Annotated in this window: 15 protein-coding genes and 1 pseudogene; 4 read left to right on the forward strand and 12 right to left on the reverse strand. The window is 67.3% G+C overall.

From position 1 onward, the window contains the following. Window positions 1–159: 159 nt before the first annotated feature. Both glnA and LRK53_RS00325 read left to right on the forward strand, forming a co-directional pair. A complete protein-coding gene (glnA, locus tag LRK53_RS00320; RefSeq protein WP_027491489.1) occupies window positions 160–1,569 on the forward strand; it encodes a type I glutamate--ammonia ligase in 1,410 nt (469 codons plus the stop codon). 194 nt (window positions 1,570–1,763) lie between these two features. Then, a complete protein-coding gene (locus tag LRK53_RS00325) occupies window positions 1,764–2,609 on the forward strand; it encodes a BRO family protein (protein WP_027491488.1) in 846 nt (281 codons plus the stop codon). A 70-nt stretch (window positions 2,610–2,679) separates the two neighbouring features. Here LRK53_RS00325 and LRK53_RS00330 read toward each other — a convergent pair whose 3' ends face one another. The 4 genes from LRK53_RS00330 to LRK53_RS00345 are packed head-to-tail and all read right to left on the reverse strand — an operon-like array spanning window position 2,680 to window position 7,574. After that, window positions 2,680–3,987, reverse strand: coding sequence for a carbohydrate porin (locus tag LRK53_RS00330; RefSeq protein WP_027491487.1), 1,308 nt, complete (start codon window positions 3,985–3,987; stop codon window positions 2,680–2,682). Window positions 3,988–3,991: 4 nt separating this feature from the next. After that, window positions 3,992–5,392: a cytochrome c gene (locus LRK53_RS00335; RefSeq protein ID WP_027491486.1), complete on the reverse strand. Its 1,401-nt coding sequence runs from the start codon at window positions 5,390–5,392 to the stop codon at window positions 3,992–3,994. Then, complete coding sequence (locus tag LRK53_RS00340) at window positions 5,389–7,032, reverse strand: GMC family oxidoreductase (RefSeq protein WP_027491485.1); 1,644 nt, start codon at window positions 7,030–7,032, stop codon at window positions 5,389–5,391. Before LRK53_RS00340 ends, LRK53_RS00335 begins: the two co-directional genes overlap by 4 nt. A gap of 14 nt (window positions 7,033–7,046) precedes the next feature. Beyond that, the gene (locus tag LRK53_RS00345; RefSeq protein ID WP_051257479.1) at window positions 7,047–7,574 is read right to left on the reverse strand and encodes a sugar dehydrogenase complex small subunit; all 528 of its coding nucleotides are present in this window, start codon (window positions 7,572–7,574) and stop codon (window positions 7,047–7,049) included. A gap of 488 nt (window positions 7,575–8,062) precedes the next feature. Here LRK53_RS00345 and LRK53_RS00350 point away from each other — a divergent pair, with 488 nt between their 5' ends. Continuing rightward, complete coding sequence (locus tag LRK53_RS00350) at window positions 8,063–8,422, forward strand: DoxX family protein (protein ID WP_081666532.1); 360 nt, start codon at window positions 8,063–8,065, stop codon at window positions 8,420–8,422. 119 nt (window positions 8,423–8,541) lie between these two features. Here LRK53_RS00350 and LRK53_RS00355 read toward each other — a convergent pair. From LRK53_RS00355 to LRK53_RS00385, 7 genes and pseudogenes are all read right to left on the reverse strand, one after another. Next, window positions 8,542–9,384, reverse strand: a pseudogene (locus LRK53_RS00355) (cation diffusion facilitator family transporter); the annotation flags it as partial. Window positions 9,385–9,460: 76 nt separating this feature from the next. Further along, entirely contained in the window at window positions 9,461–10,033 is a 573-nt protein-coding gene (locus LRK53_RS00360; RefSeq protein ID WP_027491483.1) for an NADPH-dependent FMN reductase, read from the reverse strand. A 309-nt stretch (window positions 10,034–10,342) separates the two neighbouring features. Next, window positions 10,343–11,974, reverse strand: coding sequence for a glycoside hydrolase family protein (locus LRK53_RS00365; protein ID WP_027491226.1), 1,632 nt, complete (start codon window positions 11,972–11,974; stop codon window positions 10,343–10,345). Between the two features lie 61 nt (window positions 11,975–12,035). Further along, window positions 12,036–12,581: a Dps family protein gene (locus LRK53_RS00370; protein WP_027491227.1), complete on the reverse strand. Its 546-nt coding sequence runs from the start codon at window positions 12,579–12,581 to the stop codon at window positions 12,036–12,038. Between the two features lie 35 nt (window positions 12,582–12,616). Next, window positions 12,617–13,228 (reverse strand): NAD(P)-dependent oxidoreductase, encoded by a 612-nt coding sequence (locus tag LRK53_RS00375; protein WP_027491228.1) that lies wholly within the window; start codon window positions 13,226–13,228, stop codon window positions 12,617–12,619. Window positions 13,229–13,276: 48 nt separating this feature from the next. Further along, complete coding sequence (locus LRK53_RS00380; protein ID WP_037088762.1) at window positions 13,277–13,819, reverse strand: HdeD family acid-resistance protein; 543 nt, start codon at window positions 13,817–13,819, stop codon at window positions 13,277–13,279. Window positions 13,820–13,870: 51 nt separating this feature from the next. Beyond that, window positions 13,871–15,355: an aldehyde dehydrogenase family protein gene (locus LRK53_RS00385; protein ID WP_027491230.1), complete on the reverse strand. Its 1,485-nt coding sequence runs from the start codon at window positions 15,353–15,355 to the stop codon at window positions 13,871–13,873. A gap of 185 nt (window positions 15,356–15,540) precedes the next feature. Here LRK53_RS00385 and ygiD point away from each other — a divergent pair, with 185 nt between their 5' ends. Beyond that, the gene (gene ygiD, locus LRK53_RS00390; protein WP_235642435.1) at window positions 15,541–16,338 is read left to right on the forward strand and encodes a 4,5-DOPA-extradiol-dioxygenase; all 798 of its coding nucleotides are present in this window, start codon (window positions 15,541–15,543) and stop codon (window positions 16,336–16,338) included. Between the two features lie 217 nt (window positions 16,339–16,555). Here the strand turns inward: ygiD and LRK53_RS00395 are convergent, their stop codons facing one another. Then, on the reverse strand, window positions 16,556–17,320 hold the full coding sequence (locus tag LRK53_RS00395) for an SDR family oxidoreductase (protein ID WP_027491232.1): 765 nt from the start codon (window positions 17,318–17,320) through the stop codon (window positions 16,556–16,558). Window positions 17,321–17,366 lie beyond the last annotated feature (46 nt).

The following is a 17,366-nucleotide window of genomic DNA, read 5'->3' on the forward strand; positions in this document are numbered from 1 at the left end:
TCATGATGGTGCAATATGGCCTTTGTATTGCACCATCACGTTTCCTTCTGATTGGCCCGAGGCAGCGAAAACTTCCGCCAGCCGTTGCTGCGCAACGGCTGCAGCCATTGGCACGGGCCTTGCTCAAGCCAGCTCACCATCCATCGCCGAGGTTGCTCCATGTCCGCCAACAAAGTGCTCGACCTGATCCAGGAGCATGAGGTCGAGTTCGTCGACTTCCGCTTCGCCGACATGCTCGGCGTGCACCACCACGTCACCTTCCCGGCCCACGCGATCGACGAGTCGACGTTCGAGGACGGCAAGATGTTCGACGGTTCCTCGATCACCGGCTGGAAGGGCATCAACGAGTCGGACATGATCCTGCTGCCCGATCCGGATACCGCCCACCTCGACCCGTTCAGCTCGCACACCCAGCTGATCCTGCACTGCGACGTGCTGGAGCCGTCGACCATGCAGGCCTACGGCCGCGACCCGCGCTCGATCGCCAAACGCGGCGAGGCGTTCCTGAAATCCACCGGCATCGCCGACACCGCGTTCTTCGGGCCGGAGCCGGAGTTCTTCATCTTCGATTCGGTGCGCTGGCAGAACGATCCGGGCCGGGTGTTCTACGAAATCGGCTCCGAGGAAGCGGCGTGGTCGTCGCGCTACAAGTACGACGGCAACAACAGCGGCCATCGCCCGGGCGTGAAGGGCGGCTACTTCCCGGTCAGCCCGGTCGATTCGCTGGGCGACCTGCGCGCCGACATGTGCAAGGTGCTGGAGTCGCTGGGCCAGAAGGTCGAAGTGCACCACCACGAGGTAGCGAACGCCGGCCAGTGCGAGATCGGCGTGAAGTTCAACACGCTGGTGAAGAAGGCCGATGAACTGCTGACGATGAAGTACGTCATCAAGAACGTGGCGCACCAGAACGGCAAGACCGTCACCTTCATGCCGAAGCCGCTGGTCGGCGACAACGGCTCGGGCATGCACGTGCACCAGTCGCTGGCGAAGAACGGCGAGAACCTGTTCGCCGGCGACCTCTACGGCGGCCTGTCGCAGACCGCGCTGTGGTACATCGGCGGCATCTTCAAGCATGCTCGCGCGATCAACGCCTTCGCCAACTCCACCACCAACAGCTACAAGCGGCTGGTGCCTGGCTTCGAGGCGCCGGTGATGCTGGCCTACTCGGCGCGCAACCGTTCGGCGAGCTGCCGCATCCCGTACGTGGCCAGCCCCAAGGGCCGTCGCATCGAGGTGCGCTTCCCCGATCCAATGAACTCCGGCTACCTGGTGTTCACCGCGCTGATGATGGCCGGCCTGGATGGCATCATCAACAAGATCGACCCGGGCGCGCCGGCCGACAAGGACCTGTACGACCTGCCGCCGGAAGAGGAGAAGAACATCCCGCAGGTGTGCTCCAGCCTCGACGCCGCGCTGGAAGCGCTGGACAAGGACCGCGAGTTCCTGAAAGCCGGTGGCGTGTTCACCGACGACTTCATTGACGCCTACATCGAGGTGAAGATGAAGGAAGTGACCAAGTACCGCGCCAGCACGCATCCGCTGGAATTCCAGATGTACTACTCGCTCTGATCAAAGGCGGCTGCAAGCGCGGGCACATCGGAACGACAACGGGCGCCTCGGCGCCCGTTGTCGTTTTGGTCGCCCGAACAATCCGTGCGTTCGCCGATGACATCTGTCCTGGCCGATACCTCACAACCGCCGCGACGACAGCCAGTTACAGTGACGGGACAATGCCTGCAGTGAACCCGCACAAGGAGTCGGCCATGCAGCAACTACCCGCCCAGTTTGAAGACCATGCGATCCGCCGCGTCTACGACGAAGCAAGCGAGACCTGGTGGTTCTCGGTGGTGGACATCGTGCAGGTGCTGACCCGACAGCCAGATTACCAGACGGCGCGCAACTACTGGAAAGTCTTGAAGAACCGGCTGGCCAAAGAAGGAAGTGAGTCGGTTACAAAATGTAACCGACTGAAATTGACCGCAGCGGACGGCAAGAACTACGTCACCGACGTGGCCACCGCCGAAACCTTGCTGCGCTTGGTGCAATCCGTGCCCAGCCCGAAGGCCGAGCCGATCAAGCTGTGGTTGGCCAAGATCGGCTACGAGCGCATACAGGAACTGGCCGATCCGGCCTTGGCGCTGGACCGCGCCCGCGCGACGTGGCAGAAGCACGGTCGCAGCGAGAAATGGATCAGCCAGCGCATGACCGGACAGGAAACGCGAGCCAAGCTGACCGACTACTGGGACAGCCACGACGTAAAGCGTGGTCAGGAGTTCGCCATCCTCACCAACCTGATCCACGAGGAGTGGACCGGCCTTGGCGTGAAGGAGCACAAACAGCTCAAGGGGCTGAAGACACAAAACCTGCGTGACCACATGAGCGAGGCCGAACTGATCTTTACCGCGCTGGCCGAGCTGTCCACCCGGCAGATCGCCGAGACCACGCGAGCCACCGGCATGCCGGCGAACAAGGTGGCCGCGAAGAGTGGCGGCGCGATCGCGAAACGTGCTCGGCTGGAGCTGGAAAGCCAAACCGGCAAGAAAGTGGTGACCGGCGAAAACTATCTGCCGCCACCACGTCAGCGGCGCTTGAAGAAGCCGGGCAAATAGCGCGAAACGGAAAGTGGAACGCAGCAAGTCAGGCGAAGCTGGTTTGACTTGTCCGTCCCGTTTCCGCAGCTCAGAACGTCACCTGCGTGTACAGGCCGATCACGAAGGCGTCCGGGATCTTGCCGGTGCCGCCGGGGCGGAATACGTACTGCAGGTTCGGGCGCAGGGTCAGCCAGGGGGTGATCTTCGCGCCGTAGTCGATCTCGGCGATGGTTTCGTACGTCTGGATGCCGACGCTGCCGGGTGCCACCCGGTTGCGGTCGCGCTGGTAGCGGGTCAGGCGCGGGTTGGTGCGGCCGCTGGCCACCATGAACGAGATCACGTCGTTGTCGCGGCCGGGGAAGGTGCCCTGGTAGTGGCCGCCGAGCAGCCAGAAGTCGCGGAAGCGGGCGGTGGCTTTGTCGCCGACGCCGGCCATCAGGCCGAGGTTCAGACCGCGGTTGGAGTCGGGGCCTTCGCGATAGACCATGCGGTCGGCGATCACGTAGCCGCCGGAGCGGCCGTTGTGGTGCAGGAAGTGGGCGCCGGTGAGGCCGGCTGGCTGGCCGTTGATGTCGGTGTACACGTCCGGCGTGCCGGCGGTGTTGTAGTAGGCGCCGAGCTTGAGAACGCCGGGCAGCTGGCCGCGGCCGGTACTCCAGCCCAGTTCGACCGGCACGAACACGCCGCGGTGCTTGAAGCTGAGATTGAAGCCCTGGTCCTTGTTGCCGGCCTTCTCGTTGTCCAGGTAGGCGCCAACGGCGACGTAGAAGTTCGGCGTGGCGTGCCACTTCACGCGACCACCCCATTGCGCGACGGGGTAGTTGTGCGCGCCGCTGTTGGTGGTCATCGCGTTGGCGTGGCCGCAGATGATGCCGTTCTGGAAACTGCAGAACGCCGGCAGCCGCGCGAAGTCGTCACCCACCGGTGACCAGCCCAGCTGGATGAACAGCCGGTGGTCGAGGAAGTCCTGCTGCCAGTTCAGCTCGGCCAGGCGGAAGTTCTGCCCCGCGCCGTACAGCTCCTGCACCGAGAACTGGTTGCCCAGCGCCTCATTGCTCAGGCTGCGGCCGTCGCGTTCGGTGACGGTGAACTGGATCTTCGCGTTCGGCACGCCCCACAGCTTGTCGAGGTCGAAGTCCGCACCGGCGTCGAGTTGCTGGGTGTAGCGCGCGGTTTGGCGGTGGCCGCCGGACAGGTTGCCCGCGCTTTCGGTGGTCCAGTGTGCACGCAGGGTGATGCCGTCGTTCTGCAGTTGCGTACGCGTGCCGCCCCAGTCGCCGGTCAGCGTGGGTCGGGTGAGCCAGCTGCTGGCCTGCTGCGCCATGGCCGGCAGCGCGCCCAGCCACAACGCGCCGCCGAGCAGCAGGCCGGGGTTCGTGCAGAAAAGATGGCGCATGGGCTCAGGCCCGGCCGGAGGAAGTTCGGCGCTGTCTGCGCCGGCGCCACAGGACGATGAAGGCGAGGATCAGCAGCAGCACCACCACCATCGCCAGCCGTGTCAGCGCGACCAGGTGCGACGGCGCGCCGCCGCCGCGCAGGTTGGCGACCTGCGTCGCGGTGATCCGTGCGGCGGGGTTGCCGTAACGCAGCGTCAGGTAGTTGCCCAGGGTGGCCACCTGGCGGTCGGACAGCGCGTCGGCGAAGCCCGGCATGCGCACGCCGGAGTCGCCGGTCTGCCAGCGGATGCCGTCGAGGATCACCAGCACCAGGTTGGCGGCGTCGGCGCGGCCGGTGGCGGTGTTGTGGAACAGCGGCGGCAAGCCGCCGTCGAAGCTGCCTTCGCCGCTGGCCTGGTGGCAGCTGGCGCAGTGCGCGTCGTAGAGCTGCGCGCCGTTCCACTGCTCGCCGTCGTCAGGCAGCGCGGTGCCGCGCTGGTCGGCGATCCCGTCGAACGCCGCGCCCCAGCTGTCGACGGGCCGGGTCTCGGCCGGGTCATGTTGCGCGGGGACCGTCTTCAGGTAGGTGGCGATCGCCTGCAGGTCGGCGGGTTCGAGATGCTGCAGGCTGTGCTCGATCGCCTCGGCCATCGGCCCGGCCGCTTGCGCCTTGCCGCGGGCGTGGCCGAGTCGCAGGTAGTCGACCAGGTCCTGCTCGCTCCAGTTGCCGATCCCGCTGTCCGGATCGGCGGTGATGTTCGGTGCGCGCCAGCTGCCGACCATGCCGCCGGCCAGTGCCTGCGACGGGCGCTCGGCCATCAGCAGGTTGCGCGGCGTGTGGCAGGTGCTGCAGTGGGCCAGCCCGCGCACCAGGTAGGCGCCGCGATTCCACACCTCGCTCTTGGCCGGGTCGGGCGTGAACGGCTTGCGGTCGAGGAACAGCAGGTTCCACGCCGCCATCGACAGGCGGATGTTGAACGGGAACGGCAACCGGGTCGGCGCCGGCTCGCTGTCCACCGGCGCCACGCCGTGCATGAAGTACGCGTACAGCGCATGCATGTCGTCGTCGGTGATCTGCGCGTAGGCGGTGTAAGGCATCGCCGGGTACAGGTGCTTGCCGTCCGCGCGGATGCCCTTGCGCACGGCGTCGCGGAACTGCGCCTCGGTGTAGTTGCCGATGCCGGCGCCGGCCGACGGCGTGACGTTGGTGCTGATGATGTCGCCGACCGGCGTAGGCACGGTCAGCCCGCCGGCGTAAGGCTTGCCGCCGGGCGCGGTATGGCAGGCCACGCAGTCGCCTGCGGTGGCCAGGTACTGGCCGCGCTGCAGCAGGGCGGCGTCAGTGTTGTCGGCTGCGCCGGCAGGCGTGGCGACGAGCAGGCCGAGCAGGGCGAGCAGCGGGAGGCAACGGATCGGCGCGTTCATGCCAGGCCCGCCTCGTGGCTCGTGTGCGCCGTGGCCGTGCGTGCCTGTTTCGCCGGCAGGATGTGCTCGGCGGTGCGCAGTGCCAGCGCCACCGCGGTGAGCGTGGAGTTCATCGTGGCTGCGGTGGGCATCACGCCGGTGCTGCAGACGAACAGGTTCTCGTGGTCGTGCGTGCGGCCGAACGCGTCGACCACCGAACTGGCTGGGTCGTTGCCCATGCTCATCGTGCCGGTGATGTGCTGGTTGTTGGCGAACTGGCCTTCCGCGCTGTAGCGCAGCCCGATGCCGCCCATCAGCTCGGCGATGCGGGCGAAGTCGGCCTTGGACACTTCCGCGGCGCGGCGCGTGTAGTCGTCGATCGCGTAGTGCGCCTCCGGTTTCGGGATGCCCATGGCGTCCTTCTCCGAACTGAGCGCGATGCGGTTGTCGGGGTTCGGCAGCACCTCCAGCACGTTCTTCACGTTGACCTGGCGCGCGGCGCGCCAGCGCAGCTGCTTCTCGAACTCCGCGCCGTACACGCCTTCCTTGATCAGGTCGTTGGTGACGCTATACACCTGCGAGATGTTGGTGAAGTCCAGCCGGTACGGCGCGTGCTGGCTGCGGAACGCACCGTCGCGCAGGGTATTGATCGAGCTGGGGCTCTGCGGGCCGCGGCCCAGCCACAGTTCCTCGTCGGCGTAGAAGGTGAGCGAGGTGCTGGGGTGGTCCATCAGGTGGCGGCCGACCATGCCGGAGCTGTTGGCCAGCCCGTTCGGGTATTTGCTGCTGGCCGACAACAGCAACAGTTTCGGGCTTTCGATGCCGTTCGCGGCGAGGATGAAGGTCTGGCCGGTGACGCGGTGCTCGCTCTTGTCGGGCGCGTAGTAGTGCACCGCCGCGATGCGTCCGCCGGCGTCGTGCTCGATGCGGTAGACCACCGCGTTCGGCACCACTTTCACTCCGGCCGCCTCGGCCGACTCCACCGCATTGATGCCCAGGTATTGCGCGTTGACCGGGCAGATCGGCTGGCAGCTGTTGTTGCCCACGCAGGCCGGTCGCCCGTCGTAGCCGCGACTGTTGCGCGCCACCGTGTTGGCGACCACCGGATACACCGGCGCCAGCCGTTCGCGGAAGCGGCGCATCGACCACGGCTCGGCCACCGGCTCCATCGGGAACGGGTGCTGTCGCGGCGAGCCGGTGTTGTCCGCGCCGGCCACGCCGAGAATTTCTTCCGCTTCCTGGTACCAGGGGTCGAGTTCCTCGTAGGTCAGCGGCCAGTCCACGCCCACGCCGTACAGGCTCTTGATGCGCACGTCGTTCGGTACCAGCCGCCACGCCTGTGCGGCCCAGTGCCAGGTGGTGCCGCCCACCGCGCGGATGTACTCGGCCTGGTACGGATACGGCCCGGCCTGTTTCAGGTAGCCGTTGTCCTTGGGCACGTAGATCGGATGCGGCGCCCACGCCGACGGCGGGTACGGCGCCATCCAGTTGCCCTTCAGCGGCGAGTTGCGGAACGCGGCGACGATGCGGGCGCGTTCCAGCCGCGGCCCCGCTTCCAGGATCAGCACCGAGGCGCCCTGCTGCGCCAGCCGCCGCGCGGCCAGCGCGCCGACGATGCCTGCGCCGATCACCACGATGTCAGCCGACTGCTGTGCGGACATGCCTTGCCACTCCTTCAGACAGGTTTGCCGGTCCAGCTGCCGTAGCTGCCGTAGGCATAGGTCGGCGGCTTCAGCACGTCGGCCACGATCACTGCGTTGAGCGCGGTCTCATAGGCGACGCAGCGCGCGCCTTCGCCGCTACCGATCACGCCCAGGCACCAGGCGCTGACGATCTGCCGCGGCAGCGGCGCCAGCGCCGCATGTTCGGTATCCAGCACGCCCTGCAATTGCAGTGGGTCGATGTGGCGTTCGTTGATCAGGGCCAGCAGCGCCTGCACGTCGGTCGGAAAAGTCGAATGGGCGGCGGCGAGGGCGTCGTACAGGCGTGTTGCCTGCGCGGCATCCAGCGCCTGCCGTCCGACCAGGATCGCCGACAGCGCGGTGAACGCGCCAAGGTCGGCGCGCGGCGCCGGTTGCGCCAGCGCCCAGGGGATCAGCGAGGCGGTGTAGGCGGTGAGCAGGCCGACCAGCAGGCGCCGCCGCGCAGGATCGGTGGGGCTGCCGCACGGAGTGTCGATGCTCTCGGGCAGGTTCGTCGCCATGATGTTCCCCAGCTTGATGCCACCATCCGGCGACTTGCCGGACACGGCAACGCTACTCTGCTGCGGGCTCAAGACGATGTGAAAAAATCCGGACCGCGAAAGCCGCGATACGTGGTTGGCGCCTCACGAAAGGTAAAGGCCTTGCCGGGCTTTCCGCAGCATCGCCGCGGCCATGCCGACCGGAAAATTTTGCGGTATCTCCATCTTGCAACGTTCACGCATGTGTGACGAGCGACGGATCAACGTCATGCCGCGCGATGGCCCACGACCGTGTCGATCCTTCCATCGATCGCGTCGAGCCGGGGGAGCATCGCCGACCGCGCGGCATGCAACGCGGTGCCGCACGCGGAGGCCGTTGGTCGAAGACGCGTTTCATCGTGGCGTCGGCGGCGGCTTCTCCGGCGCGTACCCGACGGGTCGGCAAGTTCAACTCCGTGAGAGGGGAGAACATCGTGGACAAGTTGATCAGCGTGGCGGCGCGCCTGTTGATGGCGCAGCTCTTCATCATCTCGGGCTGGCAGAAACTGACAGGCTACAGCGGCACCGAAGGTTACTTCGCCCAGATGGGCATTCCCCTGGTTGGCGTGGTGACCCCGCTGGTCATCCTCGTCGAACTGGGTGGCGGGCTAGCCCTGCTGTTCGGGTTCAAGACCCGTTGGGTGGCTGCCGTCATGGCGCTGTTCACCGTAGGCTCGGCGCTGGTCGCGCATACGCATTTGGCCGACCCCAGCCAGGCCATCAATTTCATGAAGAACCTCTCGATCGCCGGCGGCCTGCTGTGGTTCGTCAGGAACGGCGGCGGCACGGCAAGCGTCGACGCTGCGATGGACCGACCATCGCATTCATGACGTGCGACCGGTAGCGTCTCGCCGAAGCGTCGGCGCATGCTTTCCCGGTAGGCGTCGTCGGTCTGCGGCTTCACGAACAGGTCGATGACCTCCGGGTAGGCCTGGCGGATCTTCCGTTCGAGGGCGAGCACCAGATCCTCGATCTCGCTGGCGCGGATGTCGTCGGCGAACTGCAGGCTGAGCGCGGCGACGATCTGGTTCGGTGCCAGTTGCACGGTGAGCAGTCCGTTGACGCATGCTATCGGGCCCTGTTCCTGCGCGATGCGCAGGATCGCCGCATGCAGCCGGCGATCGCCGCGTTCGCCGATCAGCAGGCTCTTGCTCTCGCGGGCGAGCAGGGCGGCGACGAAGGCTAGCAGCAGGCCGATCAGGATCGAGGCGATGCCGTCGGCGGCCGGCAGCGCCAGCGTGGTGGCGGCATAGGTGCCGGCCACGCCGATCGCGATGCCGACCAGCGCGGCGCTGTCCTCGAACAACACCATGAAGGACGGCGGATCCTTGCTGCGGCGGAAGGCCTCGTAGTAACCCAACGGACCCTTGGCAGCCCGGAACTGGTGCAGCGAGACCAGCCAGGAGGCGCCCTCGAACACGAAGCACAGGCCGAACACCACGTAGCTCACCAGCGGGTGGGTGATCGGCTGCGGCTGGCGGACATGGACGATGCCCTGGTAGATCGACACGCCGGCGCCCAGCGCAAACACCATCAGGGCCACGATGAAGCTCCAGAAGTACAGCTCGCGGCCGTAGCCCAGCGGGTGCTCCGGGTCGGCCTGCTGCAGCGAGCGGCGCATGCCGTGCAGCAGCAGGAGCTCGTTGCCGGTATCGACGAACGAATGGACGGCCTCGCTCAGCATCGCCGAACTGCCGGTGCCGATTGCGGCGGCGGTCTTGGTGAGCGCGACCAGCAGGTTGCCCGCCAGCGCGGCATACACGCTCAGGCGTGTGGAGGATATGGAGGCCATGAACTTCCCCGCCGTCGTCGCTGCACTGGTCCAGCGTCGTTGCCGCCGGTTCCGGCGGCAACGGTGTGCCGCCGCCCTAATCCTCCCTGGGCAGCACGGTGAGCACGCGCTCAATAAAGATGTGCAGTTCCTTCATGTAGTTGCTGAGGAACTCGGTGGTCGATTCGTCGCTGACCGTGCCGTCCTCGGAGATCAGCCCCGGCTTGAACTGGATGTACGCCTCCATGGTGTTCATCAGCGGCGAATTGCAGAAGCACAGCACGCCGCGCAGCTGCTGCTGGGCGACCGCGGTGCCGATCGAGCCGGGCGAGGTGCCGATCACCCCGGACGGCTTGCGCGCGAACGAGTTCTTGCCCCACGGCCGGCTGGCCCAGTCGATCGCGTTCTTCAGCCCGCCGGGAATCGAGCGGTTGTATTCCGGGGTGACGAACAGGATGGCATCGACCTCGGCAATCGCCTGCTTGAACGCGCGCGCCACCGGCGGGTAGTCGGCGTCGTAGTCGTAGCTGTACAGCGGCAGGTCGCGGATCGGGATCTCCACCAGTTGCAACGCGGGTGGTGCGAGCCGGACCAGCGCCTTGGACAGCAGGCGGTTGATGGAGCCCTTGGCGAGGCCGCCGACGATGTAGCCGACCTTGAACGTAGTCATGGGAACTTCCTCGTGGGTGACGTGGGGTGGCGCCGCTGGAACCGTCGCGGCGGGTGATCTCTCAGAGCTTGTGAAGAAAACCACTTCCTGTGGTTTTCTTCTATCGCGAGTCCGGTACAGGCCCGGACTCGCTCACGCGAATCAGGCACTGACGTGCCCGATCCGCGCCCGGCCATCGGGCAACTGCTCCCTGCCTTGCCTCAACTCGGGCATCGGGCAACTGCTCCTGCGTTGCCTCAACTCGGGCATCCATGCCCTCGCCATGTCCTCGCCCTGGCCGCGCTTCGAGGTTGAAAAATCCACAACCTCTCAATGGCAGGCCGGGTTTGCTGCGCCCGCCATGGCGAAGAAGGTGATGGTGGCCGGCGCCAGCGCGGCGCGACCGGCCGCTTCCGCGGCGCCCTGCAGCGGCGGCAACGCGTCGCCGGCAGCCAGTGCCAGCGTGTGGCCGTTCAGCTGCACCTGGCCGTCTTCAAGTTTCGCTGCACCCAGGGTGTAGCGCCGGGCCGGCAACGGCAGCTCGATGGCGGCGGGCTGGGTGCGGCTGTTGTTGATCGCCAGCACGGTCACGCCGCCGGCGTGTCCGGGCAGGCACTGCGCGTACAGGTGCAGGCCGGGACGCGACGGGCCGGCGTCGAGCACGGTCGCGCCCATCAGCTGGTGCCACAGCAGGGCCGCCCAGTAATTGGGCCGGGGCGCGAAGGTGTTCTGGTCGAGCAGACCATATTCGCTGGATGCCAGCGTGTTGTGGAACACCACGCTGACGCCGCGCCGGGCCAGCCGCCCGAGCTGGTCGAGGTAGCGGAAGCTGTCCAGGAACGTCGCCGCCCACGGGTTGCCGCCGCAGGCCGCGTCGGCGGTCTCGGTGATCCACACCGGCTTGCCCGGAACGTAGCGGTCGCGCAGGCCTTTCACGTAGAAGTCGTAGCTGGAGTCAGTGCGCGCCAGCCACGCTTCGGACAGTGCGTCGGCGGCCGTGGTCTGCGCGCCGGCGCCCATCGACGCGCAGCGGATCGAGGCCGCGCCGTAGAAGTGGTACGAAAACACGTCGAACGCCGGCTTCGGCGTGGCGGCGAGCATGTCCGCGGTCCTGACCAGGCCGGCGGCCAGCCCGCCACCGCCCATGGCGGGCATCAGCACGCCCTCGCCGACCGAGCCGGGGCCGACGATCCGCATGTCGGGCGCGGCCTTGCGCGCGAACGCGCTGAACACCGCGAAATCGCGCGCATAGTCCTGCGCGGTGTAGCCCTTCGGGGCGCCGCCGTAGACCGGCATGTCCGGTTCGTTGAAGAACTCCGCCGCGGCGATGTGGCCGCCGGCCATCTTGGTATAGGCCACGAACTTCCGTGCCTGTTCGGACGTCCAGACACCGTTCTGGTCGCGCACGCCGGCGCCGATGGCGAAGGAGGTGACCAACCTGGCGTCCACCGCCTGCGCGAAGTCGATCACGCCCTTCCACGGGCGTCGCTCGAGCACGCCCTGGAAACCTTGCGGCACCTCGGCTGGCGCGGGGCCATCGGCATCGTGGAAGTACACCGTATTGGCCCAGGTGCCGCTGGTGCGCATGTAGGCCGGCCCGAGCGCCCCGGCGAGTTTGCGCAGGCGCGGGTTGGACAGGTCGATCGGCGCTCGCGCCTGGAACATCGTCGGATCCTGACCCGCCACCCCGGTCGTCGCCGCGCCCGCACCCGCCTTGGCCTTCATCGCCGCGATGCTCTGCGCGGTGTATGGCTTCCAGAAGTTGCCGCCGACCACTTCGGCCATTTCCACGTTGTAGGACTGGTAGCGCGCGTCGACGGTCGCGATCGCCGGCAGCGTGGCCGGAGCCAGCCGGATCGTCGGAGCCGGCGCCGGTGTTGATGGCGCGGCCGCGCCCGTGGTTGCCGCCAGCGCGGCGAGGAAGGCAGCGCCGACGAATCCGATCAGCCTGTTCGTTGTCATGTGCCGAGCCTCGTGGGTGGACGTTCCGCCAAGCCGCCGCGTGTCGCGATATGCGCGGCGGTCAGTGTCCGCTGGAGTCGCCGCGGCGGGTGGTCTCGAACAGGAACCAGGTGCGCCGTTCGGTCTCGTCGATCCATTCCTCGATCAGGCTGGCGGTGGCGATGTCGCGCCGTTCCTCGCACACGCCGTGGGCCTCGCGCAGGCGCGCGGCCAGCGCCTGGTTGTCCTCGCGCAGCTCGGCCAGCATGTCGGTCGGTTCGACGTAGTCGGCGTCGTTGTCGTTGACGCGCTGCAGCCGCGCGATGTGGCCGATCGAGCGCAGCGTGCTGCCGCCGATCTTGCGGATGCGTTCGGCGATCGGGTCGGTCATCGCGAACAGCTGGTCGCCCTGCTCGTCGAGCAGCAGGTGGTAGTCGCGGAAGTTCGGCCCGCTCATGTGCCAGTGGAAGTTCTTGGTCTTCAGGTACAGCGCGAACACGTCGGCGAGGATCGCGTTCATCGCGCCGCTCACGTCGCGGGTGGCGCGGGCGTCGAGATCGCTGGGGGTAGCCAGCGGGGCGTGTTGTATGCGCTGTGCGGAGGCCTTGCTGGAGCCGGATTTCTTCATGAGGTGAGTCCTCTGGTCGGAATGCTCGGGGGTGGTCAGTAGCCCACCGTGAAACGTTGCCGCGAATGCTTCGGCGCTTCCAGTTCGTCGACGAGGGCGATCGCGTAGTCCTCCATCGAGATCCAGCTCTTGCCGCTGGCGGCGGTGAGCAACTGGTCGCCGCCCAGGCGGAATGTGCCGGTGCGTTCACCGGGGACGAGCTCGGCCGACGGCGACAGGAAGGTCCAGTCGAGCTCGCGCTCGCTGCGCAAGGCGTCGAGGAAGCGACGGCCGCCCTCGGCCTCGGGCCGATAGGCCGCGGGAAAGCCCGGTGCGTCGAGCAGGATCTGACCCGGCGCCAGTTCCAGTGTGGCCGCGCCGCCGACTACCAGCAGGCGGCCGACCCCGGCCTGCTTCACCGCGGCGATCAGCGACGCGGCGTCGGTCGTGGCGAATTTCAGCGCGCTGAGCACCGCGTCGTGGCCGGCGAGCAGCGGCCCCAGTTGCGCCGGCTGGTTGGCGTCGCCGTTCCTCAGCACCAGCTGCGACTGGCTGGCCAGCTTGCCGGTGTCGCGGGCGATGCCAGTCACCTGGTGGCCGCGCCGCAGCAGTTCCGCCAGCAGGCGCGAACCGACGCGGCCGCTGACACCAAGCAGGACAACATTCATGGCTCTCTCCCGTGGAGGTCGTGGTTGATCATGGTTTCCGGCAAGCGCTCACGTGCGGAAGTAATTTCCCAAGGCAACGCGCCAGATGCCGGTGAAGATCAGCGAGAAGCCGGTCAGCAGGCCGATGAAGGCGAGCGAGCTTTCCGGCCAGCCCAGCATGATCAGGAACGCCAGCACGATCGACAGCAGGCCATCGAACAAGACCCAGCCCCAGCGCGGCAGCGGCCTCAGCTGGAACGCCAGGATGCTGCGCGCGACGCCGCCGAGCAGCAGGAAGCTGCCGACCAGCAGGGCCAGCGAGGCCACGCCGGCCACCGGCATGACCAGGATCGCGATGCCCAGCGCCAGGGTCAGCAGCCCGGAGCACAGCTTCCAGCCGAAACCGCGGTGGCTGCGCGTCTGGATCGCGTAGGCGATCTCGAACGCACCGCCCAGGATCAGCAGCCAGGCGAAGAACAGCGCGGTCGCCAGCGCGGCGATCGCCGGCATCAGCAGGGCGAGCACGCCGGCGATGATCAGCAGCACGCCCCAGGCGATGATCCAGCCGCCGCCAGGAACCGCGTTGCTCTTGATGTCGCTGGTCGTAGCCATGGGCGATGTCTCCGTGACAGGCTGTGGATCGTATGGAAGGACCATACGAAACTAGAACGGATAGCTGCGCGGCGTGTGCTGCACCGAAACCCAGTGCGCCGAGGTGAGCTCGTCGATGATCCAGTCGCCGCCGAAACGACCGATGCCGGAGTTCTTCTCGCCGCCGAAGGGGGTATGCGGCTCGTCCTCCACCGAGGTGTCGTTCACATGGGTCATGCCCGCCTCGATGCCCTGGGCGAAACGTACGCCGCGCTCCAGGTCACCGCAGAACACCGCGCTGGAAAGCCCGTAATCGGTGGCGTTGGCCAGCCGCAGCGCGTCGGCCTCGTCCTTCGCGCGCACGATCGGCACGATCGGCCCGAACGATTCGTCGCGGAACAGCGAACTCTCCGGCGAGACGTGGGTGAACACGTGCGGCGGCAGCAGCTGCCCGTCCGGCTCGCCGCCCAGCACCTGGGTGGCGCCTTGCTGCTTCGCCAGCACGATCTTCTCGATCAGGCCGCGCAGCTGGTCGGCGTCGATAATGGGGCCGATCGCGGTGGCGATGTGGTCGGGGTCGCCCACCTTCAGCTTGCGCACGTGGTCCACGAAACGCTCGACGAAGGCATCGTGCAGCTTGGCATCGACGATGATCCGGTTGATGCTCATGCAGATCTGTCCCTGGTGCAGGAAGCGGCCGAACACGGCGGCGCGCACCGCCTGTTCCACATCGGCATCGGCCAGCACCACGAACGGGCTGTTGCCACCCAGTTCCAGCGCCACGCGTTTCAGATGGGCACCACTGGAGGCGATGCGGCCGATACCCTGGCCCACCGCGGTAGAGCCGGTGAACGAGATCAGCCGCGGTTGCGGATGCGCCACGAAGTAGTCGCCGATTTCGCTACCCGCACCCACAGTGACGCTGAGCACGCCGGCGGGCAGGCCGGCCTCCTCGAAGATCTTCGCCGCCAGCAGGCCGCCGCTGACCGGGGTGTCGCTGGCCGGCTTGATCACCACCGCGTTGCCCAGCGCCAGCGCCGGCGCCAGCGAACGCTGGGTGAGGTGCATCGGGAAGTTCCACGGGCTGATGATGCCGACCACGCCGAGCGGGCGGCGGTAGACCCGGTTCTCCTTGCCGGGGATGTCCGAGGCCAGGATGCGGCCGGCTACACGGTACGGAAACGAGGCTGCTTCGCGGGTGATGGCGCGGGCGCTGTCCCATTCGATGTTCGCCTTCAGGCGGGTCGAGCCTGCCTCGTGGATCAGCCAGCTGATGATCTCCTCGCGCCGTTCGTCGAAGATGCGCAGCGCGTTGTGCAGCACCTGTGCGCGTTCGGCCGGTGCGGTGGCGGCCCAGCCGGGCTGCGCGTCGGCGGCGGCGCGGTAGGCGTCGTCCACATCCTGCGCGGTGGCCAGCGGAATCGTGACCAGGGTCTTGCCGGTGTAGGGGTCGATGTCGGTGTTGTGGCGGGTGGAGCGGCCGCTGCGCCAGGTGCCGGCGATCGGCTGGTGGTCGAAGCCGTCATACGGTTTCGAAGGCGACTTTGGTGTGCTCATATCGGCTTCCTGGCATGCATGGTGAGGCGGCAGTCGTTGAAAAACCCGGCAGTCACCGCGCGGCATCCGCGGCGCGGACAGACGTCCATCCGCGAACCGTGGCGCCCTACCGCCGATCACGCCAGACTAACGCGGCGGATGTCTGCAATACGTGGATATGAACCGGCCCTTGCGGAGTGCCCCCGATGCCTGAGCGGAATACCCTGGCGACCCGGATGCCGACGATCTTCTTCGGCCATGGCAATCCGATGAACGCACTGCACGACAACGCCTGGACGCGGGGCTGGGCGGCGATCGGCCAGCGCCTGCCGCGGCCGCGTGCGGTGCTGTCGGTATCGGCGCACTGGTACCTGCCCGACACTGCGGTGACCGCAATGGCGGCGCCGCGCACGATCCACGATTTCGGCGGCTTCCCGCGCGAGCTGTTCGAGGTGCAATATCCCGCGCCCGGCGACCTCGAGCTGGTGCGCCGCGTGCGCGAACTGCTGCGCCCGTTGGAGGTGCGCGCGGATGTGTCGTGGGGACTGGACCACGGCACCTGGTCGGTGCTGCGCCACGTCTATCCGGCTGCCGACGTGCCGGTGGTGCAGTTGTCCATCGACGAGTCGCAGCCACCGGAGTTCCACTACGGGCTGGGCCGGCTGCTGCGGCCGCTGCGCGACGAGGGCATCCTGCTGATCGGCAGCGGCGACGTGGTGCACAACCTGCACAGCTATGCCTGGGGCCGGCATCCGGTCGAACCATTCGACTGGGCGCAGCGCTTCGAGGCGACCGCGCGCGAGCTGATCGTGCAGGGCGACCACGCGACGCTGACGAACTACGAGGCGCTGGGCCGCGACGCGGAGCTGTCGATCCCCACGCCCGACCACTACCTGCCGCTGTTGTACGTGCTCGGCGCCAGCGACCCGGGTGAGCCGGTGACGTTCCCGGTCGAGGGTATGGACGGCGGCTCGATCTCGATGCTGAGCGTGCAGTTCGGCTGAGTGCATTGTTGTAGGGCGGGCACTGCCCGCCGCTCTCGATGGCAGAAGCTGGCGGGGAGTGCCTGCCCTAAGGAATCGGTTGAGCTTCCCGGTTGAGGGCATGGGCGGCGGCTCGATCTCGATGCGGAGCGTGCCGTTCGGCCGAGTGCCACTACAGTCGCGAAGGGCGTGATGGCGACGGAGGCTCGTGCGTTCTTGCCACGACATGGGTCCGCCGTCACAAGGCCGAGGTCTGCGCGTCGTTGTCGATGGGAATGACCTGTCCCGAAATCGACTTGCCTGCATCTGACGCGAGGAACACGATCAGGCTGGCGATGTCCTTCGGGTCGACGAAGCGTTTGATCGACTGGATGCTCATCATGGCTTGCCGCTCTTCTTCCAGCGACGTGTGGTCCGCATCGGCGCGGCCCTGCAGTACGCGTTCCATGCGTTCGCCGCCCACCGCACCCGGCGCGATCGCGTTGCAACGGATGCCGTACTGGCCCAGTTCGCGCGACAGTGTCTTGGTGAAGCCGATCAGCCCCATCTTCGCGACGCAGTAGGCGCTCCGGTTCGGATAGCCGTAGCGGCCGCCGAGCGAGGACATGCAGACGATGCTGCCGGCCGGGGATTGCTTCAGATACGGGATCGCCAGCCGCGTGACGTGGAAGGTGCCGATGACGTCGACGGCCATCACCGCCTCCCACTGATCGGGATCCGCTGTCTCGACGGGCGCGGTGGGGCCGGCGATGCCGGCGTTGTTGACTAGCACGTCCAGTCCACCCAGTGCCTCGGCGGCGCTGGCGACCATGCGTTCGATGTCCTGTCGCTTCGACACGTCGCAGACGAGGGTCACCAGGCCGGGAATGTCATTCGCGGCCGTCTCCAGCGCCTGCACATTGATGTCGCAGACGCAGACGGTGGCGCCGCTGGCGACGAATGCCCGCGCGATTTCCTTGCCGATGCCGCTGGCGCCGGCGGTTACCAGAACACGTTGTGTCATGTCGGTTTCTCCTGACTTCCATGTTTTTCCATGGTGGTCGGTTTCA

It is taken from the genome of Rhodanobacter thiooxydans (genome assembly GCF_021545845.1).
GTDB lineage: Bacteria > Pseudomonadota > Gammaproteobacteria > Xanthomonadales > Rhodanobacteraceae > Rhodanobacter.

What these genes read in the sequence shown, in the direction of transcription:
- glnA (WP_027491489.1), top strand. Translation starts at nt 160, where the DNA reads ATGTCCGCCAACAAAGTGCTCGACCTGATCCAGGAGCATGAGGTCGAG.
- LRK53_RS00325 (WP_027491488.1), top strand. Translation starts at nt 1,764, where the DNA reads ATGCAGCAACTACCCGCCCAGTTTGAAGACCATGCGATCCGCCGCGTC.
- LRK53_RS00330 (WP_027491487.1), bottom strand. Translation starts at nt 3,987, where the DNA reads ATGCGCCATCTTTTCTGCACGAACCCCGGCCTGCTGCTCGGCGGCGCG.
- LRK53_RS00335 (WP_027491486.1), bottom strand. Translation starts at nt 5,392, where the DNA reads ATGAACGCGCCGATCCGTTGCCTCCCGCTGCTCGCCCTGCTCGGCCTG.
- LRK53_RS00340 (WP_027491485.1), bottom strand. Translation starts at nt 7,032, where the DNA reads ATGTCCGCACAGCAGTCGGCTGACATCGTGGTGATCGGCGCAGGCATC.
- LRK53_RS00345 (WP_051257479.1), bottom strand. Translation starts at nt 7,574, where the DNA reads ATGGCGACGAACCTGCCCGAGAGCATCGACACTCCGTGCGGCAGCCCC.
- LRK53_RS00350 (WP_081666532.1), top strand. Translation starts at nt 8,063, where the DNA reads ATGGCGCAGCTCTTCATCATCTCGGGCTGGCAGAAACTGACAGGCTAC.
- LRK53_RS00360 (WP_027491483.1), bottom strand. Translation starts at nt 10,033, where the DNA reads ATGACTACGTTCAAGGTCGGCTACATCGTCGGCGGCCTCGCCAAGGGC.
- LRK53_RS00365 (WP_027491226.1), bottom strand. Translation starts at nt 11,974, where the DNA reads ATGACAACGAACAGGCTGATCGGATTCGTCGGCGCTGCCTTCCTCGCC.
- LRK53_RS00370 (WP_027491227.1), bottom strand. Translation starts at nt 12,581, where the DNA reads ATGAAGAAATCCGGCTCCAGCAAGGCCTCCGCACAGCGCATACAACAC.
- LRK53_RS00375 (WP_027491228.1), bottom strand. Translation starts at nt 13,228, where the DNA reads ATGAATGTTGTCCTGCTTGGTGTCAGCGGCCGCGTCGGTTCGCGCCTG.
- LRK53_RS00380 (WP_037088762.1), bottom strand. Translation starts at nt 13,819, where the DNA reads ATGGCTACGACCAGCGACATCAAGAGCAACGCGGTTCCTGGCGGCGGC.
- LRK53_RS00385 (WP_027491230.1), bottom strand. Translation starts at nt 15,355, where the DNA reads ATGAGCACACCAAAGTCGCCTTCGAAACCGTATGACGGCTTCGACCAC.
- ygiD (WP_235642435.1), top strand. Translation starts at nt 15,541, where the DNA reads ATGCCTGAGCGGAATACCCTGGCGACCCGGATGCCGACGATCTTCTTC.
- LRK53_RS00395 (WP_027491232.1), bottom strand. Translation starts at nt 17,320, where the DNA reads ATGACACAACGTGTTCTGGTAACCGCCGGCGCCAGCGGCATCGGCAAG.